4 protein-coding genes and 1 pseudogene are annotated in these 4,623 nt (G+C 57.0%); 2 read left to right on the top strand and 3 right to left on the bottom strand.

Annotated features, from left to right (window positions below; all coding sequences use genetic code 11):
* Positions 1-12 precede the first annotated feature (12 nt).
* Complete coding sequence (locus ACF8AM_RS14765; RefSeq protein ID WP_392556368.1) at positions 13-606, bottom strand: type 1 glutamine amidotransferase domain-containing protein; 594 nt, start codon at positions 604-606, stop codon at positions 13-15.
* Between the two features lie 97 nt (positions 607-703).
* Here ACF8AM_RS14765 and tatC point away from each other — a divergent pair, with 97 nt between their 5' ends.
* Positions 704-1,849: a twin-arginine translocase subunit TatC gene (tatC, locus tag ACF8AM_RS14760; RefSeq protein WP_392556367.1), complete on the top strand. Its 1,146-nt coding sequence runs from the start codon at positions 704-706 to the stop codon at positions 1,847-1,849.
* A gap of 24 nt (positions 1,850-1,873) precedes the next feature.
* On the opposite strand, the gene ACF8AM_RS14755 is transcribed toward tatC, so the two are convergent.
* Together ACF8AM_RS14755 and ACF8AM_RS14750 are read right to left on the bottom strand one after the other, a co-directional pair.
* Positions 1,874-3,322 carry a class I adenylate-forming enzyme family protein gene (locus ACF8AM_RS14755; RefSeq protein ID WP_392556366.1) on the bottom strand — a complete coding sequence of 483 codons (1,449 nt, stop codon included), beginning with the start codon at positions 3,320-3,322 and terminating at the stop codon, positions 1,874-1,876.
* Complete coding sequence (locus ACF8AM_RS14750) at positions 3,309-4,118, bottom strand: TrmH family RNA methyltransferase (RefSeq protein ID WP_392556369.1); 810 nt, start codon at positions 4,116-4,118, stop codon at positions 3,309-3,311. The genes ACF8AM_RS14755 and ACF8AM_RS14750 overlap by 14 nt, the downstream gene beginning before the upstream one ends.
* A gap of 178 nt (positions 4,119-4,296) precedes the next feature.
* Here ACF8AM_RS14750 and ACF8AM_RS14745 point away from each other — a divergent pair.
* Positions 4,297-4,623 (top strand): annotated as a pseudogene (locus tag ACF8AM_RS14745) (hypothetical protein); the annotation flags it as partial.

Genomic DNA, 4,623 nt, shown 5'->3' with positions numbered 1-4,623 from the left:
GGGACCACCGAACTACAGGTTGGGGCACGCGAGCAGGGCGATGAAGTGGCGGCAGAAATCGGGCAGATCGTCGGGGCGGCGACTGCTGACGTGGTGCCCGTCGACCACGACGGAAGCGTCTTCGAAGATCGCACCGGCATTGACGAGGTCATCCTTGATGCCAGGTGACCCCGTCACGCGAACGCCTCGGTAGACTCCCGCCGAGATGGGGATCCAGCCACCGTGGCAAATCGCGGCAATCGGCTTTTTCGCGGCGTCAAAGTCTCGGACGAGTTGCAGCACCTTCGGGTCTCGCCGCAATTTATCGGGCATGAACCCGCCCGGAACCAGCAATCCGTCGAAGGAATGGGCCTCGCAGGCCTCGATGGCCAAGTCGCTGACGCACGGATAACCCAGTTTGCCGTTGTATTTTTCTCCCGCTTTCGGGCCCGCGACAAAAAATTCCGCTCCGGCCTCGATCAGGCGGAGTTTGGGGTACCACAGTTCCAAGTCCTCGTAAATTTCGCCCACAAACGACAAAACTCGTTTGCCAGTGAGCGTTTGTGGCGAAACGGAATCCACGGAAACCGAGGTCGCGGGTTTGGAAGAGGAAGTTGGATCGGTCATGAATGGCACCGTGCGAGATTGGATTGGTCAGTTAGAATGGTCCGACACTGAATGACTCAACACAATGTACCCTCCCTCCCCTGGTGGATAGAAACTCGTGGAAGCACTGGCGCGACCCAAAGACGATTTGTTCGACAATTCGACGATGACGTTCGGGGAGCATCTCGAAGAACTCCGTGGCTCTCTGGTCAAAGCAATCATTTGGTTGCTGATCGGATTGGCTGTTGGATTGATGTTCGCCAACCGAGTGGTGCGTTTCATTCAGGAGCCGCTGAAGCAGGCGATCATCGAGTACAACGCCGATCGTGATTTGAAAGAAATGGGGCTGCCTGATCGCAAGGAAGACCCTCAGGTCAGTCGGTTCTACGAATTTCTGACATCTAATTCCCTGGTGGCGGATGTGGTGTACACGCTGCCATCGGCCAGCGTCCCGGTGTCGATCGAAGACGCGATCGCGGAATCGAAAGACGTCCCTGATTCTGCGATGGAGCCCGAACCGGCAGAGGAAGCGAGTACGGATACTGAATCGGAGGACGGCGAGGCTGATTCCCTGGTGGTTCCCGCCAGAATCACAACGGCGGAATTGATGAAATCGATGGGGAAGATCCCCAACCCCGATGAATTGGTGCCGGCCATTCATCTTCGTCGTAGCGAACGCGGATTGAGTTCTTTGAAGATTGAAGAGCCGTTCATGATTTGGGTGAAAGCCGGTTTGATCGTCGGTGCGGTGCTCGCCTCCCCAATGATCTTCTATCACCTGTGGTCGTTTGTTGCCGCGGGATTGCACAGCCATGAACGCCGCTACGTGTACGTGTACCTGCCTTTCAGCGTGGTGCTGTTTGTGTCCGGGGTTGTGCTGGCGTTTGGGTTGGTGCTGCACTACGTGCTGACGTTCTTGCTGCAGTTCAATGGATCGATGGACGTCGCGGTGGAACCTCGGCTGACGTATTACGTCAACTTTGTATTGATGTTGCCGTTGGGATTTGGTGTCGCGTTCCAGTTGCCATTGGTGATGCTGTTCCTGCAACGCATCGATTTGATTCAAACGCAGGACTACATCAACAGTTGGCGAGTCGCGGTGTTGGTGATTTTCGTCATTTCGATGATCGTCACACCGGCCGACGTGACCAGTATGGTGGCTCTCGCGGTGCCACTGTTATTCCTGTACTTCCTCGGCATCGTCATGTGCGCGTACATGCCACGGGGCAGGGGACTGGGCAGCGAAGCTTACGACCCCGCCTGATTGGGAGCGATGGATTATTGGTGATTAGAAAAGTCGGCGCTCACAGATAATTGGTCGGCGTGGGGTTCCCTTGGCGGTGAGTTCTCCGGATTGGATGGACAATGGTTTGGACAGCTTGAGTCGCTTCACGCTTGTTCCCGGCGGAAGGCTTTCGGCCAAGCATGATTCGACTGGATCGCGGCCGGTTGGAGCGTCGGCGGTTGCTTGGGGCTGGTTGTGTGAGAGTAGCAACCAAAGCTGGCCTTGGTGATGCAGCAGAACGGCTTGTTCAATTCCCGCTAGCTGCAGCAGTCGGCGTTCGATGGTGGCGGGAAAGACTTTGAATCCGTTGTCCAGCACGATCACATCGTCGGCTCGGCCCAGGATCTGAAATTGGCCATCGTCATGGATCTCAATCAGGTCACCGGTATCGAGCCAACCGTCCGGCGAGATCTTTTGCTGCGTCGCGGCTTCGTCGTCGAGGTAGCCGAGCATCACGCCGGGGCCTCGTACGAACAGACGCCCGTGTTCGACCTTGGATTCCCATCCTGCGACCAAGGGGCCGACTCGATTGGGAGTCGCGTTGTCAGGGGACGCACTGCAAATCACCGGTGACGTTTCGGTGCAGCCGTAGCCTTGAATGACACCGAGGTTGTTTCGCTGGCATCGATCGAAGTGCTGGGAGGACATGGCGACGCCGCCGCAGCCGATCAAACGCAGCGATTGAAAGTTGTCCTGGCTAGATTCAATTTTGTGCAAGATGTCATCGATCAACACGGGCACGGCGTTGATCAAAGTTGGCGAGAGAGAACTCGGCAGTGAACGCAGCGTGGACCGGCCTCGACCGAGACTGTATCGGCAGCCTGACAACAACCAAGTTCCCATGTCGCTGGTTCGCGCGTAGGCGTGAGCGATGGATAGCAACGACAGTCGGAGGTCCGAGGTATGTTGAGGGACCGCCAACAATTTCGCTTTTGCGTTGGTGGTCAGATTGTGCTGGGACAGCATCACGCCTCGAGGTTCGGAAGTCGTGCCGCTTGTCCACAGAACCAGCGACGGAGCTTGAAGGTCGACTTCCCTGGCCGATGCTTCCAAGTCCGAGATCGCGTTGGTCAGGTTGTTGGAGGAAATCGAGCGAGCATGTGTTTCGTGATCCCAGTGCATCGCTTTGGATCGCTGGATCAGCATCTCTTGTTGAGCTTCAGGCAGGAACGCGTCGATGGGGATCTCCGTGACCCCGGCAGCGATGCAGGCCAAGGACAACACCACATCGTCGGGATGGTTGGTGCATCGATAGGTCAAACGTTTGGTTGCGATCGCGCCTGAGAATTTCGACCGCAGCACTTTCGCGATCGCGTCGACGTGGCAAGTCAGTTCGGCCCAGGTGAAGGCGGCATCGCCTGTTTGGGAATCGATCAAAGCGACTTCGAGTGGCCGCTGCTTGGTTTGATGCAACAACGCGGACAGCAAATGCGGGGGCTCAGCCGTCGACATGATCGGTTCCCGTTGAGCGAGTCAACTCGTACAGGAAGATGGCTGACGCGACTCCGACGTTCAGGCTGTCGGTGTTGTTTTTCATTGGCAGCGTGCTGCGATGCGTGGCTGCTTCGGCAACCTCAGGTGGCAAGCCATTGGCTTCGTTGCCGACGATCAGGATTCGGCGTTTGGATGGGATTGTTTTTGGCAGTTCGATTAGCGGGATCGCGGTGTCATCGAGGATCGTGGCAATGGAGGCGAATCCGGCGGTCGCTAAGTCTCGCAATTGATCCGCGGGTTGGTCAAAGCGATAGAAGCGATGCCGAAACACCGATGCCATGCTGACTCGGATGACGCGGCGGGTCATGGGTGAGATCGTTTGCGGTCCGAGCAGAATGTCGCGAACGCCCAGTGCGGCCGCCGAACGCAGCAAGCTTCCCATGTTTTCTGGATCACTCAGGCCAACCAATGCCAGGGCCAACGATGGTTGGGTTTCATGGCGAAAGACCTCCATCGGGTGGATGGTGGGGCTGACACCATGGGCCAGCACCCCGCGGTGGAAGTCGTAGCCGGCGAGTTCTTTGCCCGATTCTCGCTGGATCAGGTAGACCGGCACCCCCTCGGGAATCAGTGGCAAGTACTTCGATTCCCGTCCTTCGTGAATCAGAACGGATTGAACTTGCAGATCACTTTGCAGCAATCGCTGAACGACGACACTGCCTTCGGCGATGAACCCTCCGTCGGTTTCGCGATGCCGCAAATCGCGGTAAGGCGAGAGTCGGGGGTCGTTTAGGTCCCTCATGGTTTCGATCAAGCGTCCAGGTCCGTTTGTGCGGGTTGTGCCGGATTTGTGTCGATCCAGCGGCGCAATTGTGCCAGCAGGTTCAACTGATTTGGAGAGAGTGTTCGTCATGACCCGAAGGATGCACGGGAAGGTCGTTGATCGAACGAGCTTTCACTTTTTGCATGACCCGTCAAGGAAGACGACCGCAATGCTGGAATCTACATGGGATTGGTGGTTTGGTGACGCCCCCTCGCTTCATCGCACCACATCGAGACTTTTTGCAGAGGTCACGATGAAACGTTTTTATGAAACGATGCGTTGGATCCGAGGGATTCAGCCAGGTCGGCGTACGTTCGCTTGGGTGTTATCGGGGTGTTTGGCTTCGACCGCATCGGTTGGTGTCGCCGACGATCCTTTGGCGTTGACCGCCGCGGATGCTCAGGTGGCCTCGCTACCCAGCGGTTTCTTTGCAGCGGCCGGGTTCGCGATTATCAACGATTATGAAATCGCTGATCCGGCGGAAGTTGGCGATGGG

It is taken from the genome of Rhodopirellula sp. JB055 (genome assembly GCF_043100905.1).
Classification (GTDB): domain Bacteria; phylum Planctomycetota; class Planctomycetia; order Pirellulales; family Pirellulaceae; genus Rhodopirellula.
This window is presented reverse-complemented; position numbering and strand designations above follow the sequence as displayed.